This is a genomic window from Paenibacillus sp. B46(2026) (genome assembly GCF_056786355.1).
Map to the genome: position 1 here is coordinate 2,249,878 of NZ_CM165907.1, position 18,740 is coordinate 2,268,617.

Genomic DNA, 18,740 nt, shown 5'->3' on the forward strand with positions numbered 1-18,740 from the left:
AGGAGGAGAAATGTTTGGAATTTAAAGGAGCTATGGGTGGGATCTACCGGCTTACAGAGTGGATTACGAGACTGGCCGCAACCAATCTGTTGTGGGCTATTTGTTCGTCTCCGTTCTTGTTTTTCTTGATTATGAAACTGCTCGTGATGCAGCAGAACCTCGCAAACGAATCATTGCAAATGAACTGGGCTATAGCCATTGTGGCACCGCTTACACTGTTCCCGGCGACTTCGGCGCTGTTTACGGTTGTTCGTAAATGGAATATGGGCGATACGGATGTACCAATCTTCCGTACTTTCTTTGTAGGTTACAAGGAAAACTACAAGCAAAGTTTAATTGGGGGTATTTTTTACACACTGCTGTTCGCGATTATGTATCTGGATTATACGGTGTACATGACACAGTTCCGCAACATGCAGCTCGTGGGAATCATCATGCTAGTACTGCTTCTCTTGTTATTTGTATCACTCTTTAACTTTTTCTCGATGGTTGTACACTATCATATGTCCATCGGACTCATTATCAAAAATGCGGTATTGCTTACGCTGATTAGACCTTTCCGTGTATTCTCCACATTGCTGGGAAGCGGATTGTTGTTCTACATTGGTTTCCGTTATCCGGTCTTGTTTATCTTCTTCATCATCAGTATCATCGCCTGGTTTGCTTTCTTTAACTTCTACGCAACTTTCAACAAGATGCAGGAGCAGATGGAGAAGATGCAGCTGAAGAAGGAAGAAGAGGAAGCCGCTGCGCTGGCTGAGAAATCAGCAGAGAACGGTGAAACATCTGAACCATCAGACGACAAAAACATTACACTGCAAAAATAAAACATGCTGGATCGCCATTTACTTTTTACACAGTTAGGGATATAATAATTGTACATCCTGCGATGTACGTTTCGGTTATTCGTTGTTTTGAACCAATGATGACGTCTTCGGGAGATCAACACAGAATGTTGCTGAAAAGCCCTGTCTATACGACATGGGGACTTCAAAAAACATTTTTGCGGTCACCCACCTGCCAAGCAGGTTCATAAGACAATGTAGCCGGACGGCATAGGCGGGTTCCTAAATTTTCATGTACAGCACCCTGACTTTTCCTCTTTTGAAGGAATTTCAGGGTGTTTTTATGTTGTAGTGAATGTATTTTATTGGTTTTGCGATAAATATGATGCTTACCCTTTTGTTACTACTTGAACAATGTTACACTAAGATACATAAATGGAACGGTTACATTCAAAGGAGGAAGGGTCTTGACCTTAAAGAGAACGCTCGTCGGTATCATCCGCAGCATGGAGGGGACCAGCGATCGAGCCAAGGATCCCAAATTAAAAACACGGTATTATAACTTATCCAAAGACAGAGCCTGGGAAGAGGTTTCTTCAACACTTAAAAAGATTCCAGGTTATAAAGTGCTGCATGAAGTGCCTTCTGTTGGAGAAGTTATACTGGAGAAGCGGACTACCTTTGGACGGACAATGGATATTACAGTTTCCATTATCTCGGTAAGTCCTGTTCGTAGTGCAGTGGATATGTATTCAGCTTCCCGTGGTTCACTTGGAGACTTGGGCTCTAACTATCGGACGATTATGAACTTATTCTCTGTATTGGATAAGAAGCTAAGCAAGTATAAAGCAAATGATTGAAATAGATGATGAAATAACAAAAAGCGAGTGAAGGTTAACCTTCCTCGCTTTTGTTCTGAACGTGTGATGACTTCTACAGCAATGCTTTTACAGCAGCAATCGCTTGTTCGAAGTTAGGGGAGTCTGTCATTTCAGGCAGATACTCCACATATGTAATCCGGTCTTCGGCATCCAGAACAAAAATGGAGCGCATATCCAACTGGAATTCTTTGATCAGAACGCCGTAGTCTTCACCGAAAGAACGTGTTTTGTAATCTGACAATGTTACTACGCGGTCAACACCAGTTGCTCCGCACCAACGTGCTTGAGCGAATGGGAGGTCAACGCTTACTGTCAAGACAACAACATTGTCTCCGAGCTCTCCAGCTTCAACATTGAAACGACGAGTTTGCGCATCGCATACGCCAGTATCCAGGGAAGGAACAACGCTGATTAACTTGATTTTGCCTGCGAAGTCTTTCAGGGATGCATCTTCAACCAGGTTTTTGCTTAGTGTGAAATCGGGTGCTTGATCGCCCACTTTCAGTTCGGGTCCGATCAATGTAATAGGGTTGCCTTTGAATGTGGCTGCGCCTGTACGTTCTTGTGCCATAATAATGTTCCTCCTTATAAATTGGTGATCCGTGCCAAAATCCATTATAATCTTTTATGAAAGGCATTGTCCAATTCGGACGTGCACCATTACGATGGATCAGAGATGTAAGTCCGATCTGAACAGGGTGGAGTGAAAGAAGAAATTTATGATATTTATTCGCTATGAGAACTGGAAAGGTTATTTGAAGTATTTCCCTTTGACGTCGATTTTTTTAATTGCCAATGTAGTCATGTTTATTGTGTTAACTGTGAACGGTGGATCAACGAACAATATGGTGCTGCTGAAATTTGGGGCGCTTACGAATTATGAACTGTTCGCACAGGAGTGGTGGCGTTACATCACATCCATCTTCCTGCATGCGGGCTTCAGTCATTTATTGTTTAACAGCTTTGCGTTAATCGTATTTGCACCACCAATGGAGCGACTGCTTGGGTCGGTAAGGTATGGTGTCTTGTACCTGGGTGGAGGCGTACTGGGCAATATTCTTGCTGTTGCTTGGTACAACTCGGTTGGGAGCATTACCATCTCGGTAGGTGCTTCGGGAGCGATCTATGCCGTCTATGGTGCATTCCTGTATGTAGCGCTGTTCCAGCGCACCATGATGGATGAGGCTTCGCGCAAAACGATGTACACCCTGCTTGCGTTCGGGATTATATTCTCCTTCGCGATGTCGGGCATCAACTGGATGGCTCATCTCGGCGGACTGCTGGGTGGATTCTTTATTTATGGACTGTTGATCAGATTGTGGAAACCCCGCAGCTTAAAGCGGTAGTCAGAACGTTCTCAAGATGGAATGCAATAAAGGATAAGTAGGGTATAACAGATTGGAGCGATCAGGCGAGTGGAATTAAGACAGTTGCATTACTTTTTGAAAGTGGCACAGAAGGAACATGTAACACAGGCTGCTGAAGAGTTGCATGTGGCACAGTCGGCGGTGAGTCGTCAGATTCATCAGCTGGAAGAAGAACTGGGCGTGGACCTTTTTATGCAAAAGGGGCGAAACCTGCAGTTGACTGCAGTGGGACAGCTTTTTTGCAAACGAATTGAAGGCATATTGAAAGATTTGGACAAGGCGGTCGGGGAAGTTCATGAGTTTCTTGACCCGGAACATGGGGAGATTCGAATTGGATTTCCGCATAGCCTGGGAATTCATCTCATTCCTTCCGTTGTGGCTGCTTTCCGTCAGCGCTACCCCAACGTGAAATTCAGATTCAAGCAGGGGATGTTCCCTACACTGATACGTGATGTGTTATCGGGAGAGGTAGACTTGGCATTCATTTCTCCTTTTCCAGAGAAGCATGATCAAGTAGATGGCGATATTGTACTCACGGAAGAATTACATGCCATCCTTCCTCCCAATCACCCGTTAGCTGGTGAGGAGACGATTGCGCTCGAACAACTCAAGGATGATAAGTTCGTATTATTCAGCAAAGGTTATTCTCTTCGTCCTATTGTGTGGCATGCCTGTCTGGAAGCTGGCTTTACACCCAAGATCGCTTTTGAAGGTGAAGAGACCGACACGATCCGTGGATTGGTCGCTGCGGGCATGGGGGTCAGTCTGTTGCCTGAGATGGCGTTATTCCAGACGAACCCGTTGCAGCCGGCACATGTGGCCATCTCCCATCCGAAAGTAACACGGACCATCGGGTTAATTCACCGTGCGGATGACAAACTGCCGCTGGTTGCCCAGTCCTTTCGTTCATTTTTGCTTCATTATTTCGGTTTACAACAAAACAATACCCCATCCGATTAACGGTGGGGTATTGTTTTTGTGTTATTTGAGTTTGAAATTAATCACGGCTGTTGAAGATTCCGATGTAACGAATCAACTCTAGCAGTGAGATCAGCGCTGCAGCGACGTAAGTCAAAGCTGCGGCATTCAGAACTTTAGCAACACCTTTTTCTTCTTCATTGCGGATGTAACCTTCGGATACCATAATCTCTCTTGCGCGATTGCTGGCGTTGAACTCAACCGGTAATGTGATGAGTTGGAACGCAACAGTTACGGAGAAGAAGATGATACCGATACCTACAAGGTTCATGGCATTGAAGATGAATCCTGCAATCAACAGGAACGGAGCTAATCCGGATGCAAAGTTCACAATTGGGAAGATCCGGTGACGCAGTGCCAGCATGGGATAACTTTCTTTATGCTGAATGGCGTGACCAACTTCGTGACACGCTACCGAAACAGCTGAGATTGAGTTTTCATAATATACTGGTTCCGATAAGCGTACAACCCGATTGATCGGATCATAGTGATCAGAGAGTGTGCCGCGTACAGGCTCAATTGGAACATCATGCAGGCCGTTAGCGTCGAGCATCTGGCGAGCGGCATCGTAGCCGGTGATTCCATTCTGGTTCGGTACGTCCGACCAACGTCTGAAAGTACCTTTAACGCGAAATTGCGCCCATAAAGAGAGCAAAAAGGCGATAATGATCAATACGAACATCCCGTTATTAAAACTCATATTCATTCCTCCGCTTTCTAATAATAAGCTACATCATGGTGTTCTCAAGCAAGATTTTCAGTGCCTCCATTGTGCCGGCACTTTTGGTAAGTAGTCCTGCCATCATCTTGCGTGCTTGTACAGGTTTCATCTCCCCGAGTAGCGGTTTGAGTTCGTTAACCTCTCGCTCAAGTTGTTGCACATGAAGCTCCAATGTTGTCAATTTGCTGGCAACTTGTTCTTCCGTGCTAACCAGACGCCACTTCTCAAGAGATTGTTTAATCTCGTCGAGACTATACTTCTCTTGTTTCATCTGTACAATACGTTCAAGCCTGGTTAAAGTTTCATTACTATAGAGACGATAATTTTTTTGTGTACGTTCTTCGGGATAGATCAGTCCAAGCTTCGTGTAATAATCAATCGTCCGTTCACTAACACCAGCGGTCTTGGCAAGTTCGCCAATCCGAAAAAGTTTCATATCCCCAATGATATTCACCTCGCTTGCAAGTTCAAATGTAGGGAATTGTAGTTTCCGCTTGCGAATTTTCTATACTACGCCCAATTTTTCTTACTAATAAGTATGATACATGATCTTTAACCGTACAGTCAAACGTTATGCTTTGGTAATCAGCATACTGCATTTCTATATCTATGTACTCATAGAATGTGATTATGTACTTAAGTGCAAGAAAAAGACGCATGACTTTATTCCCAGAAATAATTTTCAGTTTTGATGAAAATACTCTTGTCAACTTTCCTCTCTTCTGCTTATAATGACATTAAGAGTTTCACGTTATGTGAAGAAACTTAACATAAGAGGGAGTGGGGTATATGAGAAAGAAATGGTTGGTTTCCGTGTTAGTAATGCTTACTTTGTTCGCTTTTCCGGTCAGCGCATTTGCGGCTGCGGAGGGTCCGACTAACATTGAACTTCAAAGTGGTTTGAACTCAGCCTTTACGTTTTTGGCTGTTGTACTCGTGTTCTTGATGCAAGGGGGATTTGCTTTACTCGAAGCGGGTTCAACACGAATGAAGAATGCAGGACACATTGCGGGTAAGACCATCCTGACATTGGGAATTTCAGTAATTGCCTTCTGGGCTTTGGGCTTCGGTCTTGGTTTCGGTAATGGTAACAGCTTCTTTGGAACAACAGGATTCTTCCTGAGTGGTGACAAAATGGCTGCTTCCTTTGAGTCACTGGCTTTCTCCGATGTTCCACTGACTATTAAATTCGTATTCCACCTCGCTTTTGCGGCGGTATCTCTGGCCATTGCCTGCGGTGGTATGGCTGAACGTGCAAAGATGAGCGTATATATTGTTTTCGGTACTCTTTATACCATTATCATGTATCCGGTTGTTGCTCACTGGGTATGGGGCGGCGGCTGGTTGGCTGAGCTGGGTATGCAAGACTTTGCAGGATCGACGGTTGTTCACTTGACTGGTGCGACTGCAGCATTGGTAGCGACCATCTTGTTGAAACCACGTATTGGTAAATATAACAAAGACGGCAAACCTAACATCATTCCAGGTCACAACCAAGTGTATTCCGTACTCGGGGTTATTATCCTCTGGATCGGTTGGTTCGGTTTCAACCCAGGTAGTACATTGTCTGCAATGGGGGATGGATTCTTCGGTTATGTTGCATTGACTACAAACGTAGCTGCAGCAGCTGGTGGTGTTGCTGCACTGTTGATTTCTTGGGCAGTTCTTGGTAAGTCCGATATTCCTAGCATGTTAAACGGTGTTCTTGCGGCACTCGTTGCGATTACAGGAGCATGTGCATTCGTTGAACCTTGGGCAGCTCTGGTTATCGGTGCTTTGGCGGGGATTATCACATTCTTCACAGCACAGTACTTCGATCGTAAAGGAATTGACGATCCAATCTACGCTTTCTCCGTGCATGGTATTGCTGGTATGTGGGGGGCGATCTCCACAGGTTTGTTCGCTACTCCTGAACTTGCCGAGAATGCGGGTGTAGGTCAAGCGGGTCTGTTCTATGGCGGTGGATTCCACCAATTGGGCGTACAACTTTTAGGTCTGGCAGGTGCTTTTGCCTTCGTACTGGTAATGTCCTTCATTATTCTGGGCGGAATGAAAGCAATCATGGGCATCCGTGTTACTGAAGAAGAAGAAACAATGGGTCTGGATATCAGTGAGCATGGTACTTACGGATACCCTGAACAAATGAAAAATGCAGATTCTAAATCCAATGGTGGTACGTTCAGCTCCTGAGGTGAATGATGCTGAATCATGCTTCAAGGAGGCTGGACATGATGGAACCCATCTCGTATACAAACTATTCCTGGTCTTATCAGGGAATCGATGGTGCGGTGTCTTCTCAAGAACTGCGCCAGGCACGTGTGATATTACAGAACGAGCTCCAGGAATTGTTGTCCGCTTCCTTGTCGCCGATCGAGTGGTACCAAACGGTAAATGAACTGCATGACCGGATTGCACGGAAAGCAGTAGAGTTATGCATTCAGGGGATGGTTGAGGAAGGCTTCGGCCAACCTCCCGTCCCCTATGCCTTTATCGTATTTGGCAGTTCCGGCAGGGAAGAAGCAACGTTATGGAGTGATCAGGATAATGGCATGATCATTAGCGATACTCCGCATGAAGGTAAAGAGGAGTATTTTGCTCAGCTCGGACAGCGTATGACGGATATGTTGGAAGAGCTTGGTTACGCCAAGTGCGAAGGCAAAGTCATGTGCTCTGAGCCTCTCTGGAGAAAAACGTTGGCGTCATGGAAGCAACAATTAGCAGAATGGAGCTCGGATCTGAATTGGGAGCCCGTTCGTAATCTGATTATTGCTTCAGACATGCGTTTTGTTGCAGGCGAGCAAAGTTTGGCGCAGGAATGGATCACGATTTTTTATGAACAGTTCAGACTGGTTCCAGAACTTTCGGATGCAGTTCTTCGCAATACGGTTAAACATAAAGCTACATTAAATGTACTTGGACGTGTGGTCACAGAACGATTTGGTGAGCATGCAGGCGGATTTGATGTCAAGTATGGTTTGTACATTCCGCTGGTGAACAGTGCCCGTTATTTGGCTTTGCAACATGGGATCAAGGAGTCATCTACGTTAAAAAGAATGGAGAGATTAACTTCACTTGAAGCTGTTCCATTTACATTACTGGATGCATGCCAGCGGGCCTTCTTAGCCGCTTTGAAATTTCGCAGAAGTACACCGGTTGTCATCCAAGGGGAATTGCAACATAGCAGTGGGTTCCTGGATGAGAAACAGATGAAACAAAAACAGATTCATTATGAGCTCAGAGATACGCTCGGATTGGTACGACGAGTGCATCGTGCTTTGCAAAGACAGTTGCGTTTTGCAGAAAGGAGGCGTCCATGAGAGAGCCGGCAAGGGGCAATACAGGATTCTGGAATTCGCTGCGTCAGGGAGGGGTTCCTTCCGCCATCGCTTCCATTATGGGAGCCCCTACGGCGCAACACATGGCGTTTATCCGTTCGATGATGAGAGAACAGCGCAGACCTGAGGTTCTGCATACACCTCTAAATGAGCTGGACGCAGTTGTATTTGATCTGGAAACGACGGGTTTTTCACCCCAGCATGGGGATGAGATTATCTCATTTGGTGCAGTCCGTATACATGGTGGTGTAGTGCTGGAAGGAGAACAGTTCTATACGGTGGTGCAGTCCAAGACTGCGGTTCCGGAACATATTACTGAACTTACAGGTATTACACAGGAGATGACGCTGGACGCACCAACTTTGCTGGAAGGGCTGCATGATTTCATGGCTTTTGTAGGTGGAAATGTTCTGATTGCACACGCAAGTGCGCATGACCGAGCCTTTCTGAATGCTGCTCTGTGGCGGACTTCAAAGGTAAGGCTGACACATCGTTTAATTGATACGATGATGTTGGCCCGCTGGCTTGAACCAAGCAGGCCGGGGTATGGTCTGGATGAATTGCTGGAATCCAGAGGGATTCCGATCTATGGGCGTCACCATGCACTGGAAGATTCAAAAATGACTGCACAGTTATGGTCCTGTTATCTGGAGGACATGACTCGTAAAAATGTGGAAACCTTGGGTGATCTGTATACCCAGCTAAGTCACGCATAACGGAACGGGAAGCAGATTGTATGAAGGTACAACGCGGTGTGCCGGATCCTGCGATTCCTTCGAGGATTCAATCTTATAACCGTTCAGCTGCATATGAGATCGCAACCCGCTTGTAAGGTCAGGGGAGCCGATGAGGTACATTTGGAGCAAACCGGCGAAGGCCGGAAGAGCTTGCATGTCCTCTAAGGAAGGAACAGGCCTTGTCTGCGGATGAGAATGGAAGATGCCAATGAGCTTAGGCTCGGAGAATACGCACCGAATCCATTCGGCATCGTCCAGAGTAAAATGGTGCAGCGGGTCAGGTGCTACGTTACGAATGGGCTGAAACCGACTGATTCGTATACCGCCCGCTGCGGTTTCACCCAGCATAACCCCGCAGGCTTCTTGCGGCAGCGAAAGGAACATGTGCTTTGACATCTCTTGTTCTACGGAAGAAGGGATGTAGAAGGCGTTTTGCTGCCCGTGAAGTGCTGCCATTTGTATTCACCCCTCTCTCTTTGGCTCCTGCTATGGCAGGAGTCCTTTTTCATTTTATTTTCTGTGATGCGGATTGTAAAATTTTAAAGGAAAAGGGTACAATAATAAAGAGAACATTTGGGAATCATGTTCTGATGAACTGTCATAGAGCGTGATAAACACTTAGCATGTGCAAAAATTACGGTTTCAGTTTCAATATGCTAATTATATAAAAGGGTGGCGGGTTATGAAACGAAACATATACATACTCCTTGGTGTTGTCTTGCTGGTTGGTATTGCACTGGCCCAGAATGCGGGTGACGGCATTGCAGCCGTCTTTAAGCAGGAAGAACCCATGCCTACTGAGACGGGCCCACGTGCGGGTCTTCTGGCGCCTGCTTTTTCTCTGACAGCAATGGATGGGAAGACGTACAGTGTGGGCGGTGCCAAAGATAAGGCCACGTTCGTCAGTTTCTGGGCATCCTGGTGTGAGCCGTGTAAGCAGGAAGCTCCAGAGCTGAATAGAATGGCCGCGAAATACAAGGATAAGCTTGACCTCTACGGTGTTAATGTAACATCATACGATAAACTCAAGGATGCCAAAGCTTTTGTGGATGAGTACCAACTGGCATTCCCTATTCCTTTGGATGAGAAGGGGACTGTGTATGCTCAATACAATGGGGTGGCTTTTCCCACGAATGTTCTGATTGACTCCAGAGGAGTTATACAGGAGATTATCTTGGGCATATTGCCCGAGAAAGAGTTGGAGCGTAAGATTAAAAAGTTAATTGCGAATTAATTTTCTGCAAAGAAAGAAGCCTTTGTATCCATGAATCATGGGTACAGAGACTTCTTTTTATTTTCCGGGAAATATGGGGTATTAGTGGTTGCTTATCCCATGAGCAGGAATAGGGAGTGTGCCCGGCTCATCCTGCAATTTTTCTTGAAGCAAAGCATAGCGGAAACTGTGCACAAGCGCTTCCCAACTTGCTTCAATTACGTTCTCGGATACACCAACAGTGTTCCAGGTGTTCTCCGTATTTTTGGATTCGATCAATACACGAACTTTGGCGGCGGTTGCATCTTTCTCATCCAGTACACGCACTTTGTAGTCTGACAGATGCATGTTGGCAAGTGAAGGGAAGTATTGCACCAGTGCTTTCCGAAGCGCATTATCGAGTGCGTTCACCGGACCGTTACCTTCAGCAGCGGTATAGACACTTGTTCCGGCTACATTAAGTTTGACAAAAGCTTCAGAAACAACGGATTTGCCCGCCGTTTTCTCCACAAGCATTTTGAATGATTCAAACGTGAATAATTCTTTCATGTCGCCGTTTGCTTCACGAATCAACAATTCGAGCGAAGCATCTGCGCCTTCGAACTGGTAACCCTGATGCTCCAGATCTTTGATCTTCTCAATAATCTGACGTGAATTGGCACTGCTTGGATCGAACTCAAGCCCCAGTTCTTGGGCTTTGGATACAATATTACTCTGTCCGGCAAGTTCCGAGACCAGCACACGTTGCTTGTTACCGACCAGTTCAGGCACGATGTGTTCATAGGTACGTGAATCCCGCAGGATGGCAGAGACGTGAATCCCACCTTTGTGAGCAAAAGCAGCATTGCCGACATAAGGCTGATTAATCGGCATATTCACATTGGCAATCTCGCTAACATAACGAGCCGCGTTTGTAAGTTGTCTCATTGAATCTTCAGTAACACATTCATAGCCAAGCTTCAGTTGCAGGTTCGGGATGATGGACGCGAGATTGGCGTTACCGCAACGCTCTCCATAACCGTTCATCGTTCCTTGAACCTGACGGGCTCCGGCTTGTACAGCGCTGAGTGTGTTGGCTACAGCCAGTTCACAATCATTATGTGTATGGATGCCGAGATGGGCATGAGGCAGGCTTCCGTGCAGTTTTGATACGATCTCGTGTACCTCGTTCGGCATGGTTCCTCCGTTCGTATCACACATGACGAGCCAGTCCGCTCCGGCCTCGTGAGCCTTGGTCAAGACGGCTTGAGCATACTCCGGGTTATGTTTGAATCCGTCAAAGAAGTGTTCTGCATCAAAGATCACTTCCATACCATTCTGTTTCAGATAGGCGATGGAATCATAGATCATGGATAAGTTTTCTTCCAATGTAGTCTGCAAAGCGGTATGCACATGGAAGTCCCATGATTTACCGACCAGGGTTGCAGCCTGAGCACCAGATTCGATCATGCGCTTCAGGTTGGCGTCTTCACTAGCAACGCTGCCTTTACGGCGGGTACTGCCAAAAGCAACAACCTTTGCGTTCAGGTTTAATTCCTTGACTCTTTTGAAAAACTCAATGTCCTTGGTATTGCTGCCGGGAATTCCGCCTTCAATATAATGGACACCTAGGTCATCAAGCTTCTTGGCAATTTTGAGTTTGTCGTCTGCCGATAAGCTGACACCCTCCCCTTGTGTGCCGTCACGTAAAGTCGTATCGAAGATGGAAATGGCCTTTGACATGAAGATCCTCCTTTGAGATAAAGCGCTCTTTTAAAAGTTTGGATTGTAAGTTGGGAAAAGCTGTTAAGTACATTAGTGGACGAATCCTTCGATTCGGCAACGCTACACTGTGTTAAACTGGGTGCGCTGATTTGTCCTAAAGTCGTCAATTTGTATAATTAATTATTATAGCACCATTATAGCCAAATGCTACATAGAAATCGCAGTTTCATGTAACAATTAACGGATTTTAAAGCATTAAAGAGGATATTATTCATAATCCGAATGTATGTTATAATCTATTATTGAGTTTTAATTGGAATATATGGAAGAAAAGGAGGGTTGATTTTGAGTTTTGTATGGGAAAATACAGTTATTGCCCTGATCACTTTGATACTTTTTGTGAGTGTAGGCTGGTTAATTATTCGGTCTCTGATCAGATCTCGCAGAAAATAAATGCTCGTGACTGAATTAACATAACGGGTTTGATATACTATAGAAGAAAGTAATTTAGTTTTCATTAATTAGTGTGCATGAAAGGGCGGGGGTTCATGATGTCTTCAGACGGCAATCCTCCAGCAAATGTGGATCAATACTACCCTGCAGCCGGACGGGTGATTCTGCATGTGGATATGAATGCTTTCTACTGCTCTGTACATGAAGCCGAGGAACCAGATTTATATAGAGGAAAAGCAACGGCTGTTGCGGGCAGCAGTGAACTGCGAAAGGGTGTAATTGTAACCTGCTCATATACCGCTCGTAATCGAGGCATCTCAACAGGTATGGTTGTCCACCAAGCCATGAAAAAGTGCCCTGATCTCATTGTGATTCGTCCCGATTTTCATTTATATCGTCAATATTCAAGAGCGTTCATGCAGATTGCGTATAGTTATACCCCTCAACTTGAGGCGACATCCATTGATGAGTGTTATCTTGATATTACAGGTTCAAGGCAATTCGGGAATCCAATGGAGATTGCGGAGAGCATTCAGCGTAGAATCAAGGATGAATTGGGGCTGCCTTGTTCCATTGGCATTGCACCCAACAAATTATTGGCGAAAATGGCTTCGGATCTGAAAAAACCAAACGGTATTTCCATTTTACGCATGAGGGATGTACCCCGGATTCTTTGGCACAGACCATGCAACGAGATGTTTGGCATTGGCAAAAAAACGGCTGAAAAGCTGAAAAAACTGGGCATTGAAACGATTGGTCAATTGGCCAAGTCGGATGAGAACATGCTGACCGAACTATTCGGAGTTAATGGAGCATGGCTCAAAAATTCTGCGAATGGCATTAACCATTCCGCGGTTCACGCTGAACGTGAAGCCAATAAATCCATTGGGCATACGACCACTCTACCGGCGGATGTATCGGATATGAATGATATTCATCGGGTATTCCTCAATATAAGTGACCAGGTAGCCAGAAGGTTGCGCAAGCACGAAATGTTCAGCCAGGGCATTCAGATTACGATCCGGACACCGGATATGAAGACGATCACCCGATCACGTCTAATGGAAGTTCCTACGGAGGATGCAGCAGTCATCTACCGTGAGGCCTGTCAATTATTTGCAAAGCATTGGGGAAGTGGCAAGCCTGTACGTATGCTGGGTGTGACACTTCAAAACCTGATTCCAAGAGAAGAATCCGCTGTACAGATGGACTTGTTCGAATATGAACAGAAGCCCAAGAAAGACAATCTGATTCGGATTATGGATCAGTTACGTGATAAATTTGGTGAGAATGCTGTTGTGACCGCAGGCATGCTTGGGGACGATCCTTCCGTGCTGCTTCGCAATCATAAAGTGCGCGGTACTTCCCTGCAAAAAGATAACTTGCAAAGTCTTGATTAAATAAGGGATAATAGAGACTTGCGGTTGCAAAATGATTTGTAATTATTCATACTTTGGTTTAATATGTTTTTAGATAAAAACACTGTACGTTTCGAATTTTAGGAGGAGAGAATGTAAATGAGTAAATATACTTGGGTTGAAAAAGACACATGTATCGCATGTGGCGCTTGTGGAGCAACGGCTCCAGATATCTATGATTATGATGATGAAGGTCTGGCAGAAGTAATCTTCGACGGAGATTCCAACAAAGGGATCAAAGCGATTCCAGACGATTTGTTTGACGATATGCAGGATGCATGCGACGGCTGCCCTACAGATTCCATCAAAGTAGCGGACGAGCCTTTCAATAAAGAAGGTTAAGTATTTCTCCTTATGAACACAGAGCACTTTCTTTTGTCTTAACGACAAGGGAAGGTGCTTTTTTTTCTCCATTCAGCTGTGATTGTCTGATCTGTGGATCAAGGACGATATTTGTCGAACCCCCCTTTCCCACCGGGTACTGAAGTCCTATGGATTCAACGCCTGCTTATGCCGATATATAATGATAAAAGGCGAAATAGTGGAGGATCGGATGCAAAATACTCATCTAAGAACATATGTCAAGAAACATCCCGACAATAAAATGGCCTGGTATCTGCTTGGAAAGGAATACTTGGGCGAAGGACAAGAGGCCAAAGCCAATTATTGTTTTCAGCAAGCGGGCGAGGTTTACGAGGCATTTGAACGTAGTAAAGCTCCTGCTGACATCTGGGTAGACTATCAGGAGAAATTGGTGGAGATGTCTGAGCAAAAGGAGAAAAAACAGCGTATACGCAAAATGTGGCTTACGTTGTTCATGCTGCTTGTGCTGGCAGGTCTGCCACCTGCGGACGCTCCGGGTTTCAGTCGTGAAGCGGCCGACGCACTGTCATCTGCACTGGAATCCACGGATGAGATCCCTGACCCTGTAGCAGCGGATCAGCAGGATGGGACTGTAGCCATTCCGCCAAGTAATGTGTTCACTGCTGCAGCGTTTGGTGGAGGCAACCATGGCGAGGCTGCGCTCGCAGCTGCCTGGTCGGGGTCTGGTCCGAAAGTAGAGACTTCGGCTGTACTCGGGATGCAAACCTCGGATGACTGGTCTTTATGGAAGCGAAATATGCCTGTGAAATACATCGTGCAGACCAATACAAGCGGCAAATTAACTGCACAGAGTTATGATGCCGAGCAGTGTAACTGTGAACCTCCTGAAGTCACACCGAAAATCAAAAAGATGGCTATGGCGTGGACCGCCAAGCAGGAAGCCGCTGCATCATTATCAAGTGCGATCGTTGCCTATCGTAAAAAAAATGACGCTTGGCCCAAGAGTGTAACGCAAATGGCCCAGCCATTTCCGAATAATATTCTGGGAGAGACTGCGCCAGGGATGACCGAGATGTTTCCGAAGCTGCTAGCCTTACATCAAGGAAAGGCACGGGAAGGAAAGGGCGAAGCGAGTGGTACAGAGAACGGTTCGACGACTTCAAATTCTTCTCAAGGCCACAATGCCGCTTTTGCAGATACGCTGGGAGGTCAGCCTTTTTTGCAGGAACCGCTTGAGATTGTCATTGATAAGGATAAGCATAAACTTGCATTAATCAGTGGAGATACCATTGTTCGTATGTATGATGTGGGACTTGGCGGTGATCGAACACCGGAAGGCTTATTTGTCATTACAGATAAAGTGGTTAATCCGAATGGTCGCTCGAATGGTGAGTTTGGAAGCAGGGGTATGCAGCTCTCCAACACGAATTATGCCATCCATGGGACCAACGAGCCAGACAGTATCGGACTGGATGAGTCCCTTGGATGTGTGAGAATGCGTACAGGAGATGTAGAAGAGTTATTCGCTCTCGCTCCGCAAGGCACTCCGGTACGCATTGGAGAAAATGTGCTGCCAGATCTAACGCTTGTTCCAGAAGCAAAGCAGCGTTATCAGCATACGCTTGTTCCAAAGCAGAATAATCCGAACAAAACGTATCACTGGCTGAATTGATCTGCTGGATATGTAGAATCAGATGGATTCAGCCTGAATCATCTACATGTTGGCAATAATGATAAGAGCACCAATGATGATGATCAAGCCGCCCACACTGGCTGCAGTCCATGCAATGGCTTTGCGATTCACTTCTTCTTTCTTTTGCTGTAATGCAGGTGGTTTACGTTTGGGAGCCATGAGTTATTCCTCCTTATTGGAATAGAACTGGTGTAGAGTAACCATGCTCTCATTGTAAAGAATTCAACTCGTCATTTCCAGTAGGCGGGTGGATTTCTTGTGAGCATTTTGCATCATTCGATTTGTGCTGTCTATACGCAAACTACTTTCCTTTTTAATAAGAAACAGATAAACTTGTGTGTAGAGTGTTTTTACATATGAAAAGACGGAAAACGGCTTTTTGGCGTACCGGACCAGAACGGAGTGAGTGATTTGTTATACAGAAGTCTTGCTAAACCTTTGTTGTTCAAAATGGACCCTGAACAGGCCCATCATCTGATTATTGGCGGCCTTAGTGGCGTGGGCAGCATCCGTCCGGTTCCTTCCGGACTGCGTGTGATGTACGGCGTTCGTGAAACGTCTGATCTGGCTGTTGACATGTTTGGTTGTCATTTCCCTACACCTGTCGGTCTGGCTGCGGGTTTGGACAAAAACGGCCAGGCCGTAACGGGCTTTTCTTCCATCGGGTTTGGATTCATGGAAGTGGGAACCGTGACGCCACTTGCACAACCAGGTAACGATCAACCACGGCTGTTCCGTTTGCCTCCAGATGAGGCTTTGGTGAACCGGATGGGCTTCAACAATCTGGGTGCGGAAGCAATGGCAGGTGAATTGGCACGTCTACAGGATCGGCGTATTCCAGTGGCTGTTAACATCGGCAAGAATAAGGCAACGTCTAATGAGGAAGCTTACCTGGACTATTCGAAGTGCATTCAGGCACTATACGATGTTGCTGATCTGTTCGTGGTCAATATCAGTTCACCAAATACACCGGATTTGCGTAATCTGCAACATGGGAATGAATTGAAGGAACTGCTCGCTGCGGTTATGAGCGAGATGAACGTGCAGCATACACGAGCGGGCGGAGCCACCAAATCCGTTCTGGTGAAGATCGCACCGGATGTGAACGATCAGGAGCTTGAATATATGGTTCGCACGATTGCGGATAGTGGCGTTGCGGGCATTATTGCAACGAACACAACCATTAGTCGTACAGGACTTTCTCACCAACATGCAAATGAGACTGGCGGCCTGAGCGGCAGACCTCTGCGTGACCGTTCAACGGAGATTATTCGCCAGATCTATCGTCAGACCGAAGGGAAACTTCCGATTATCGGTTCAGGTGGCATTTTCACAAGTGAGGATGCATATGAGAAAATTAAAGCAGGAGCAAGCCTGGTCGAAATTTATACAGCATTGATCTACGAAGGGCCTGAGGTGAATCGGCGTATTCATGCAGGACTACGTGAGTTGCTGCGCAAGGACGGTTATCATCATATCTCCGAAGCTGTAGGTGCGGAACATCGTTAAGAAGCAATAAGAATCCCCGGAATAAAATAGGAAGCCTGGAAGTGTAAAATGGTTCGGGACTCTTCCCCCCATCAAACATCATGTATAATGGAATAGAACAGGGGACGCTATAGAGACAGGAGGCATAAGCATGGACGGTAGAGACTGGGGTACATTTTTACTTCCTTATGAACAAGCGGTAGAGGAATTAAAAGTTAAGTTTAAGACAATGCGGGCGGAGCTGAAAAAACGGGAAGAGTATGCCCCGATTGAATTCGTTACCGGTCGTGTCAAAAAAATATCCAGTATTCTGGAGAAATCCAGACGACTGAATGTGTCGCTTGATGACGTGGAGACAGGAATTGAGGATATTGCAGGTATCCGCATTATGTGCCAGTTCGTGGATGATATTCGTCGGGTTGCCGAGTATATTCGGGGCCGCAAGGATCTCACGGTACTCATTGAGAAAGATTATATTACGAATTTCAAAGAGAGCGGCTATCGCAGCTTCCATATGATTATTGAGTATCCCGTTCAGACGGCTCTTGGACAAAAGAAAGTATTGGCGGAGATACAGATCCGGACGCTTGCCATGAACTTCTGGGCTACCATTGAACATTCGCTGAGTTACAAGTTTCGGGAAGGGTTACCTGATGAGATGAGAACCAGGCTGAAAAAAACGGCTGAGGCCGCGTTTATACTGGACAATGAGATGTCTGCGATTCGTCTGCAGATTCTGGAGGCACAGAAAGCATTTGAGGATGATTCCAATATCGTGTCAAGAACATTGAATATCATTCATCAATTATACTTCTACCACCTTGTCAGTGAAGCGATCGAAGCACAGAAGCGTTTTAACGATTACTGGGAACGACATGACATGGAAGGACTCAAAGACTTGCTGGATGATGTGAAAGAACTTCTGAACAACGCCAGAAAGGGCGAAAATCCGGATGAGCACCTATGAGCCACTGTACATTGACTACTTAATCTACTTCAATCGGGATCAGGATTATTTCGAGTGCCATGAGGTGCTGGAAGAATTGTGGCTTGAACGGAATAGGGATTCACTCTATAAAGGATTGTTGCAAATTGCGGTTGGTTTATACCACTTCAGGAATGGCAATCTCCGCGGAGGCATAATGATGTTACAGAGTTCAGTTGATCTTCTGGAACCTTATCCTGATACAACTCTGGGCATTGACCTTGGGGCGTTGGTACAGGAAGTAAAGGAAATTGTGAAGGAACTGTCTGAACCCGACGCTCAGTCTGTGACTTACAGGGATTTGTCCATACGGATTGTTGATGAGGTACTGGAACAGGAGATACTTAGGAGATCGCTTGAACTGAAGCCTAATATTCCGCAACGCCGGAGTCCCACCAGAGGACGAATTTACGAAGAGAAGATGAAGGCGATGGATCAGGGTAAAAGTTGAACCGTAATCAGCGTTAGCATTCAAATGAGCATCCCATGGATATGAAGTTCCATGTATATAAAACACCCCGATGATTCCTGTAAAGGGAAAGATCGGGGTGTTTTTGAATGTTGCGTCATATTCAGATGATTGCAGGTGGCACAGCCTGTCCTTCAACAGAACAGTTTCTGGTGATACAAGTGCCTGATTGTAGATACTTGTGGAAAC

20 protein-coding genes and 1 other RNA gene are annotated in these 18,740 nt (G+C 45.8%); 15 read left to right on the top strand and 6 right to left on the bottom strand.

The annotated features are described in order from the left end of the window. The first annotated feature begins 14 nt into the window (after positions 1-14). The 3 genes from AC1S8V_RS10355 to AC1S8V_RS10365 all read left to right on the top strand — a co-directional run bounded on the left by AC1S8V_RS10355 (position 15) and on the right by AC1S8V_RS10365 (position 1,645). Positions 15-827 carry a YesL family protein gene (locus AC1S8V_RS10355; RefSeq protein ID WP_482073535.1) on the top strand — a complete coding sequence of 271 codons (813 nt, stop codon included), beginning with the start codon at positions 15-17 and terminating at the stop codon, positions 825-827. A 51-nt stretch (positions 828-878) separates the two neighbouring features. Further along, positions 879-1,070: non-coding RNA, 6S RNA (gene ssrS / locus AC1S8V_RS10360), on the top strand. Positions 1,071-1,252: 182 nt separating this feature from the next. Beyond that, entirely contained in the window at positions 1,253-1,645 is a 393-nt protein-coding gene (locus tag AC1S8V_RS10365) for a DUF1499 domain-containing protein (RefSeq protein ID WP_017689382.1), read from the top strand. Between the two features lie 73 nt (positions 1,646-1,718). On the opposite strand, the gene tpx is transcribed toward AC1S8V_RS10365, so the two are convergent. Beyond that, positions 1,719-2,237 carry a thiol peroxidase gene (gene tpx, locus AC1S8V_RS10370; RefSeq protein ID WP_482073536.1) on the bottom strand — a complete coding sequence of 173 codons (519 nt, stop codon included), beginning with the start codon at positions 2,235-2,237 and terminating at the stop codon, positions 1,719-1,721. Positions 2,238-2,385: 148 nt separating this feature from the next. On the opposite strand from tpx, the gene AC1S8V_RS10375 reads away from it, so the two are divergent. Both AC1S8V_RS10375 and gltC read left to right on the top strand, forming a co-directional pair. Continuing rightward, a complete protein-coding gene (locus tag AC1S8V_RS10375; protein ID WP_482073537.1) occupies positions 2,386-3,012 on the top strand; it encodes a rhomboid family intramembrane serine protease in 627 nt (208 codons plus the stop codon). A gap of 69 nt (positions 3,013-3,081) precedes the next feature. After that, positions 3,082-3,993: a glutamate biosynthesis transcriptional regulator GltC gene (gltC, locus tag AC1S8V_RS10380; RefSeq protein ID WP_062833647.1), complete on the top strand. Its 912-nt coding sequence runs from the start codon at positions 3,082-3,084 to the stop codon at positions 3,991-3,993. 37 nt (positions 3,994-4,030) lie between these two features. Here gltC and AC1S8V_RS10385 read toward each other — a convergent pair whose 3' ends face one another. Next, entirely contained in the window at positions 4,031-4,711 is a 681-nt protein-coding gene (locus AC1S8V_RS10385; RefSeq protein WP_482073538.1) for a zinc metallopeptidase, read from the bottom strand. Positions 4,712-4,739: 28 nt separating this feature from the next. Beyond that, a complete protein-coding gene (locus AC1S8V_RS10390; RefSeq protein ID WP_482073539.1) occupies positions 4,740-5,168 on the bottom strand; it encodes a MerR family transcriptional regulator in 429 nt (142 codons plus the stop codon). A 353-nt stretch (positions 5,169-5,521) separates the two neighbouring features. Here AC1S8V_RS10390 and AC1S8V_RS10395 point away from each other — a divergent pair, with 353 nt between their 5' ends. Genes AC1S8V_RS10395 through AC1S8V_RS10405 form a run of 3 tightly spaced genes read left to right on the top strand, consistent with a single transcriptional unit; the run spans position 5,522 to position 8,783 of the window. Continuing rightward, positions 5,522-6,922, top strand: coding sequence for an ammonium transporter (locus AC1S8V_RS10395; protein WP_221823363.1), 1,401 nt, complete (start codon positions 5,522-5,524; stop codon positions 6,920-6,922). Positions 6,923-6,963: 41 nt separating this feature from the next. After that, positions 6,964-8,049, top strand: coding sequence for a DUF294 nucleotidyltransferase-like domain-containing protein (locus tag AC1S8V_RS10400; protein ID WP_482074444.1), 1,086 nt, complete (start codon positions 6,964-6,966; stop codon positions 8,047-8,049). Beyond that, on the top strand, positions 8,046-8,783 hold the full coding sequence (locus AC1S8V_RS10405) for an exonuclease domain-containing protein (protein ID WP_482073540.1): 738 nt from the start codon (positions 8,046-8,048) through the stop codon (positions 8,781-8,783). Before AC1S8V_RS10400 ends, AC1S8V_RS10405 begins: the two co-directional genes overlap by 4 nt. Here AC1S8V_RS10405 and AC1S8V_RS10410 read toward each other — a convergent pair. Further along, positions 8,769-9,260, bottom strand: a complete 492-nt coding sequence (locus tag AC1S8V_RS10410) for a Mov34/MPN/PAD-1 family protein (protein ID WP_482073541.1) — start codon at positions 9,258-9,260, stop codon at positions 8,769-8,771. The two genes, AC1S8V_RS10405 and AC1S8V_RS10410, sit on opposite strands and share 15 nt — an antisense overlap. 226 nt (positions 9,261-9,486) lie before the next feature. Here AC1S8V_RS10410 and AC1S8V_RS10415 point away from each other — a divergent pair, with 226 nt between their 5' ends. Continuing rightward, positions 9,487-10,038, top strand: coding sequence for a TlpA family protein disulfide reductase (locus AC1S8V_RS10415; RefSeq protein ID WP_482073542.1), 552 nt, complete (start codon positions 9,487-9,489; stop codon positions 10,036-10,038). Positions 10,039-10,119: 81 nt separating this feature from the next. Here AC1S8V_RS10415 and cimA read toward each other — a convergent pair whose 3' ends face one another. Next, a complete protein-coding gene (gene cimA / locus AC1S8V_RS10420) occupies positions 10,120-11,739 on the bottom strand; it encodes a citramalate synthase (RefSeq protein ID WP_482073543.1) in 1,620 nt (539 codons plus the stop codon). 533 nt (positions 11,740-12,272) lie between these two features. Here cimA and AC1S8V_RS10425 point away from each other — a divergent pair. From AC1S8V_RS10425 to AC1S8V_RS10435, 3 genes are all read left to right on the top strand, one after another. Further along, a complete protein-coding gene (locus AC1S8V_RS10425) occupies positions 12,273-13,574 on the top strand; it encodes a DNA polymerase IV (protein ID WP_482074445.1) in 1,302 nt (433 codons plus the stop codon). A 117-nt stretch (positions 13,575-13,691) separates the two neighbouring features. Then, positions 13,692-13,934, top strand: a complete 243-nt coding sequence (locus AC1S8V_RS10430; RefSeq protein WP_482073544.1) for a ferredoxin — start codon at positions 13,692-13,694, stop codon at positions 13,932-13,934. Between the two features lie 211 nt (positions 13,935-14,145). Then, complete coding sequence (locus AC1S8V_RS10435; RefSeq protein ID WP_482073545.1) at positions 14,146-15,588, top strand: L,D-transpeptidase family protein; 1,443 nt, start codon at positions 14,146-14,148, stop codon at positions 15,586-15,588. A gap of 42 nt (positions 15,589-15,630) precedes the next feature. Here the strand turns inward: AC1S8V_RS10435 and AC1S8V_RS10440 are convergent, their stop codons facing one another. Continuing rightward, positions 15,631-15,768, bottom strand: a complete 138-nt coding sequence (locus tag AC1S8V_RS10440; protein ID WP_017689367.1) for a hypothetical protein — start codon at positions 15,766-15,768, stop codon at positions 15,631-15,633. 252 nt (positions 15,769-16,020) lie between these two features. Here AC1S8V_RS10440 and AC1S8V_RS10445 point away from each other — a divergent pair, with 252 nt between their 5' ends. The 3 genes from AC1S8V_RS10445 to AC1S8V_RS10455 all read left to right on the top strand — a co-directional run bounded on the left by AC1S8V_RS10445 (position 16,021) and on the right by AC1S8V_RS10455 (position 18,533). Then, positions 16,021-17,118: a quinone-dependent dihydroorotate dehydrogenase gene (locus AC1S8V_RS10445; protein ID WP_482074446.1), complete on the top strand. Its 1,098-nt coding sequence runs from the start codon at positions 16,021-16,023 to the stop codon at positions 17,116-17,118. A 130-nt stretch (positions 17,119-17,248) separates the two neighbouring features. After that, the gene (gene yjbM / locus AC1S8V_RS10450) at positions 17,249-18,064 is read left to right on the top strand and encodes a GTP diphosphokinase (RefSeq protein WP_017689365.1); all 816 of its coding nucleotides are present in this window, start codon (positions 17,249-17,251) and stop codon (positions 18,062-18,064) included. Next, positions 18,051-18,533 carry a DUF309 domain-containing protein gene (locus AC1S8V_RS10455; protein ID WP_482073546.1) on the top strand — a complete coding sequence of 161 codons (483 nt, stop codon included), beginning with the start codon at positions 18,051-18,053 and terminating at the stop codon, positions 18,531-18,533. The genes yjbM and AC1S8V_RS10455 overlap by 14 nt, the downstream gene beginning before the upstream one ends. The last annotated feature ends 207 nt before the right edge of the window (positions 18,534-18,740 follow it).